A 5852-nucleotide genomic window follows, 5' to 3' on the forward strand; every position below is an offset into this window, starting at 1 on the left:
TTTCACATCATGGCGATGTGACGGACGCTCTACGCCCAAAAGCAGGAGGCTATTATGCTAAACCCCAGGAATTACTCACGTATTGCCATATCGGTATCAGCCGCGTTGGCCTCAATGATATTTTCAACCCATGCCGCCTGGGTTGACGTTGATAGTCTTCCTTCTAGCGGGCTGGTGAGCAGTCTACCCCCGGAATTGCAGGCTATAATCCCAGCTCAGGCAAATGCGAATTTCGCAAAAACCAGCGCCATGCCGAATTATGTTTATCAATGGAGTGCGGGCACTATTCCCGTTTATGGCAATGGATTAACGATTAATGGACCCGGCGCTGAAGCTTTTGAGCACTCTATTACCGTTATTCAGAACAGTACAACGGGTAGTCCGGGCGTTATTTTCGGTGACGACCTGACGATTCGCACGCAGTCGAAGAATGCCGCCAATAATGGTAAAGAAGTTGACGGTATCCGCACACACGGGGCCAATACGCCGGATAACCCGGTCTTTATCATCACCGGGGATCGTACCAGCATTTATGTCGACGGTCAGGATGGTGACGGTATTAACGCCGGTTACAACTCCTATAGTCAGGGGTGGAAAGGCTCGGCCAGCATTTACGTCGGCGACGATCTGTATATTCAAACCACCGGTTCCCAGGGACGTGGTATCACAGCAAACGCGATGAAAGACGTAACGGAGGCCAAAAATACCATTGTGGTCGGCGACCGGGCACACATTGTGACGACAGGTGACAGTTCAGAAGGTCTTCGCACCGGGCAGAGCGGTTCCTCGATCCTGCTTGGCAATGACGCCACCATCGAGACATCGGGTGCTTCCTCCACTGGGATTTATGCCGCCTCATCGTCGAAAACGGAACTGGGCAATAACGCGACGATTACGGTCAACGGCGTTAGTGCACACGCGGTCTATTCCACCAACGCGACCGTGAATCTCGGCGAAAATGCAACAATCAACGTCAACAATTCGGCGAAAGCCGCGTCATACAGCAAAGCCCCGCGCGGCCTGTATGCAGCTTCACGCGGCGCGATAAACCTCGCAGGCGGTGCCGCCATTACCATGGCGGGCGACAACAGCAACGAAAGCTATGCCATCAGCACCGAAACGGGTGGCATTGTGGATGGTTCTGCTGGCGGACGTTTTCTTATCGACGGCGATATTCACGCCGCCGGCGCGACTGCCGCAACCAGCAGCCTGCCACAGCAAAACAGTACCATTAAGCTCAACATGACCGATAACTCGTTGTGGAGTGGGGCGTCATACATCACCAGCGCTACTGCCGGGACGGGTGTGATTTCGCTTAAAATGAGCGATGCAACCTGGAACATGACCAACAGCTCAACGCTTACTGACCTGACGCTGAACGGTGGAGCAGTCGTGAACTTTGGCCATGCTGACGGTGAGCCGTGGCAGACGCTTACTATTAATGAAGATTTCACCGGGAACGGCGGTAAGCTGGTTTTCAACACAGTTTTGAATGACGATACCTCTGAAACCGATAAGTTGAAGGTGCTTGGCAACACCACAGGCAATGCTTTTGTGGCAGTAAACAACATTGGTGGGGCCGGGGCGCAAACCGTTGAAGGTATTGAGATAATCGACGTTGCGGGCAATTCTGACGCTACCTTTGAGAAGGCGGGCCGTATTGTTGCTGGCGCATACGACTATAACGTGGTGCAGAAGGGTAACAACTGGTATCTGACCAGTTTTATTCCTGCTCCGCCGGAGCCGGAAGACCCGGACCCCGTCGATCCGCATGACCCTGATCCTGTTGACCCAGACCCGGTCGATCCTGTGGACCCGATTATTCCTGAACCGGAAGAACCTGTTGCACCTCCTGTTACAGAGCAGCAGTACCGCCCGGAAGCGGGTAGCTATCTGGCGAACAACTATGCCGCTAACACGCTGTTTATGACCCGACTGCACGATCGCCTGGGCGAAACACAGTACACCGACATGCTGACGGGCGAGAAAAAAGTCACCAGTTTGTGGCTGCGTAACGTTGGTGCCCATACCCGTTTCAAAGAGAGTAGCGGGCAGCTAAAAACCCAAAGTAACAGCTATGTGATGCAGTTGGGGGGTGACCTGGCACAGTGGAGTAGTGATGGTCTTGATCGCTGGCACATTGGCGCGATGGCCGGTTATGCCAACAGCCAGAGCCGTACGCAGTCCAGCCTGACCGGCTACTATTCGCGTGGTCAGGTTACTGGCTACAGTGTGGGACTGTACGGCACCTGGTATGCCAATGAGGCAGACAAGTCAGGTACCTATGTGGATACCTGGGCGCTGTACAACTGGTTTGATAACAAAGTGATGGGCCAGGAGCAGGCGACGGAGAAATATAAATCCAGCGGGATAACCGCTTCGGTCGAGGCCGGTTATAGCTTCAAGCTGGGCGAAAGTGAGCGCAATAGCTACTGGCTGCAACCAAAAGCGCAGGTGGTGTGGATGGACGTGCAGGCCGACAATCACCGCGAAGCGAACGGTACCCGCGTGAAGGACAATACTAATGGTAACCTGATGACCCGTCTGGGTGTGAAGGCCTATATCAACGGCCATAACGCCATCGATGACGGTAAATCTCGTGAGTTCCAGCCGTTCGTGGAAGCCAATTGGATCCATAATACGCAGACGACCAGTGTGAAAATGGACGATGTGAGCAGCGATATGCGCGGTACCAGGAACATTGGTGAGCTGAAAGTGGGTGTTGAAGGCCAAATCACCCCGCGCCTCAACGTGTGGAGCAACGTGGCCCAACAGGTTGGTGACAAAGGCTACAGCGATACCCGCGGTATGCTGGGTGTGAAATATAACTTCTGACGTCATTGCTGATAAAAGAAAAAGCCGCTGATTAACCGATCGGCGGCTTTATTTTTTGCGCGAATTGTAGGCCGGATAAGCGCAAGCGCCATCCGGCACAAGGTGAACGTGTAAGTCACGCTTACTCGTTCATCCGCCGAAAGGAGCAATAAACTCCTGGATAGATTAGAAGTGGTAACTGATACCGGCCTGAACGCTGGCATCGTTATCTACATCACCCGTACCGAAGTACACTCCGGTGTTGAGTGAGAAATCTTTACCGATGGTGGTGTTGATACCAGCACCGAAGATCCCCATCGACATGTTGTTACCGTCGCTGTTGTGATAATCCGCTGCAGTAATATCGGTATTATCGCTGAACTCAGTCTGGTAACGGGCATCCACCCATGGGTACAGCTCGACGTTTTTGTTGAGGTCGGCCAGTTTTGTCGTAACGCGCATACCGACGCTGGTATTCCATTCGGAAACCTGGTTGTCGCCGAAGGTGACTTCCTGATCGGAGAAGCTGTTTTCATCGGCCTTATCCCAGCCCAGGGTAGCATATGGCTGAAGGACGGTATCGCCCGGTAGCAGTACGTTCACACCAGTACGAACCTGAGTGGTGTACAGGTTGCCGTCAGAAGAGCCGCTCAGCGCTTCGGTCATGCCGCTGGTGTTATCTTTGACGTTGCTGGCAGACATGTTGTAGCGCATATCGCCGTAGCTGAAGCTACCATCAACGAACATGCTCCACAGGTTGTCGTGCAACGCCTGCTGCCAGCCGCCGTACACGCTGTAGTAGTTGCCGTACACGGTATTGTTAAAGCTGTTTGAGCTGCCGTTGTTATTCTGGTCGCGACTGCGGGTCCAGGCCAGCGCGATACCTCCGGTCAAGCTGTCACCGTTTGCCATTCGAGACGTCCAGTCAACACCGCCCTGTACGCCCTGGGTGATGTCTTTGTAGTCGACGTCATCGCTGTAATCGCCATTCTGGTACAGGAAGTCGCCCCAGATCTGCGCGCCGTCTGCAACGTGGCCGTACAGGCTTTGCAGGTGTACCTGATCCAGACGGTTAGCCAGGTCGTCGGTCACCATGCGGCCCGCTTGTTTAGCAGCATCCAGACCGGCAATCGCGCCCTGTACGTCGCTGGCCAGTTCCCCACGAGAGCTGTCGAGCTGGACGTTATAGGCCGTTCCGGCAGGCGCGGTAAGACGGGCGCTCTTCAGCTGTGCTGCTTGCTCAATAGTCAGAGAGTTGTCGTAGTTGTACGCACCGCTACGGCTTTCGACCTGCTGTTTACCATTGCTGAACTGGGCTTCAACGGCACTGTCAGGATTATCAGCGTTACCAGAGGTGGTCGTGAAGGTCGCAATCGTCTCATCTTGCTGGCTTGCGCTGGACGGAGCAATACTGGTCACCGTCAGGCTGTCATTGGTGCCGTCAACTTCACCAAAATCAACATGGCTGTCAGAAGTCATATTGACCTGTACATTGCTGCCCGTGGTGTCTGACTGTAATGTAGAACCATTCTGAATATTCCAGGTGGTGCTATCGGTGCTAGTAATATCGATATTGTTGTTGTCTGTAGTATTGATGGTTTCGAAATTGCTAATTGTCCCGTTAATAGAACTGTCAGCATCCATAGAAAGAGTATCGGTACCTGCGCCACCGTCAACATCACCCGTCACTGTCGATTTGTTGGTTAATGTCACCGTATCATCACCCGCGCCGGTAGTGATGTTGCCGTTTACAGTGGAAGCGTTCAATTGAACGGTAGTGCTGTTTTCATCTGCGGAATTGATACTGCCATTCAGGATGCTACCATCCAGAGAGATCTGGGCTGTGGAGGCTGTGGAGTAATTATCACCAATAACAGCAATAGAACCGGTTACGGTACTATTATTTAGAGCAATATTGGAGGCCTGTGTCCCATAAACACCCATTGCAATGGTCTGTCCTTGAAGGGACGCATTAATCTCTGCTGCGTCTTTATTGCCTGCATAAACGCTGTCGGCATAGTTATTCTCTGCAGTACCTTCGAAGTAGCCCTGCAATGTACTATTGTTTGCATCAACAGTAACAGTACTGCCATCTACCGTAATGTTGTTGCGACCAGAAGTAGTATTATTGAACGCATAAATTGCACCGTTTACGGTACTGCCACCAGAGACATCAATAGTATTGTTCCCCCCGGTTACGCTATAAATGGCACCACCCAGCTGGCTACCGTTTTCTACCGCGATATCGTTTGAGCCTTCAGTTGAACCAGAGTCAGCGAAAATGGATGCGCCACCCATGTAGCTTTTATCGTTCTTAATATAATTAGCATCGTCGGCGTTGTTTTCACCCGCTAATGTTGAGTTATCAACGGTAATATTAACGTTTGTACTGACGTCGTGGCCACCTGCCTCAATCATATCGGCAGTCGTACCATTTTCTAGAGTAATATTTGCTGTTCCACCATCATATGCCTGAATGTAATAGCCGTCCATATTCGTACCATTGACTGTCAATGATTGAGTATCATTGTCACCCCGATGGCCGTTGCTATTTCTGGAGTTATCAGTCAGGTAAATATTAGTCTTACTTTGCCCTCCGGTCATGACTGCATCAGTGGTATCGCTGTTATAGTGATAACCCGATGTTGAATATTGAGTCAAACCACTAACCACAGGATCACTACCACTGCTGGCCATTGACGAATCAGCTAACGCATAACCAGAAATAGAGGTCAGGGATAAAATGATACATTGTGATAGCAAGGTACGACGAGACTTATGGCGCATTTGAAGCTCTCCAGGATAATTATTCTGATGAATAAATTGATAAAGGAGATAGTCTCGTAGTGAGTATGAATTGAGAATAGTCTTAACGATGCGATTTGAAACATTGTATTAACCCTTAATTAATTGATGTTCATCATAAAATAAACAAATTAAATTTAATTCTCAGCCATATACATTGATGAGGTAAATTGATGTGGCTGTTTTTTGAACAGTAAAGAAATTATTCATCATGCAAATAAATCAAAACTATC

General features: G+C 50.7%; 2 protein-coding genes. One reads left to right on the forward strand and one right to left on the reverse strand.

All coding sequences use genetic code 11. The features are described from left to right. Positions 1-54 precede the first annotated feature (54 nt). A complete protein-coding gene (gene misL / locus NNO03_RS22245; protein WP_271450588.1) occupies positions 55-2835 on the forward strand; it encodes an intestinal colonization autotransporter adhesin MisL in 2781 nt (926 codons plus the stop codon). 165 nt (positions 2836-3000) lie between these two features. On the opposite strand, the gene NNO03_RS22250 is transcribed toward misL, so the two are convergent. After that, positions 3001-5601: an autotransporter domain-containing protein gene (locus NNO03_RS22250; RefSeq protein WP_271450589.1), complete on the reverse strand. Its 2601-nt coding sequence runs from the start codon at positions 5599-5601 to the stop codon at positions 3001-3003. Between the last annotated feature and the right edge of the window lie 251 nt (positions 5602-5852).

Origin of the sequence: Citrobacter sp. Igbk 16 (assembly GCF_028069755.1) — a bacterium.
Classification (GTDB): Bacteria; Pseudomonadota; Gammaproteobacteria; order Enterobacterales; family Enterobacteriaceae; genus Citrobacter.

Bases quoted from the DNA above. Each gene is read 5' to 3' on its own strand.
- misL (WP_271450588.1), top strand. From the start codon at position 55: ATGCTAAACCCCAGGAATTACTCACGTATTGCCATATCGGTATCAGCC.
- NNO03_RS22250 (WP_271450589.1), bottom strand. From the start codon at position 5,601: ATGCGCCATAAGTCTCGTCGTACCTTGCTATCACAATGTATCATTTTA.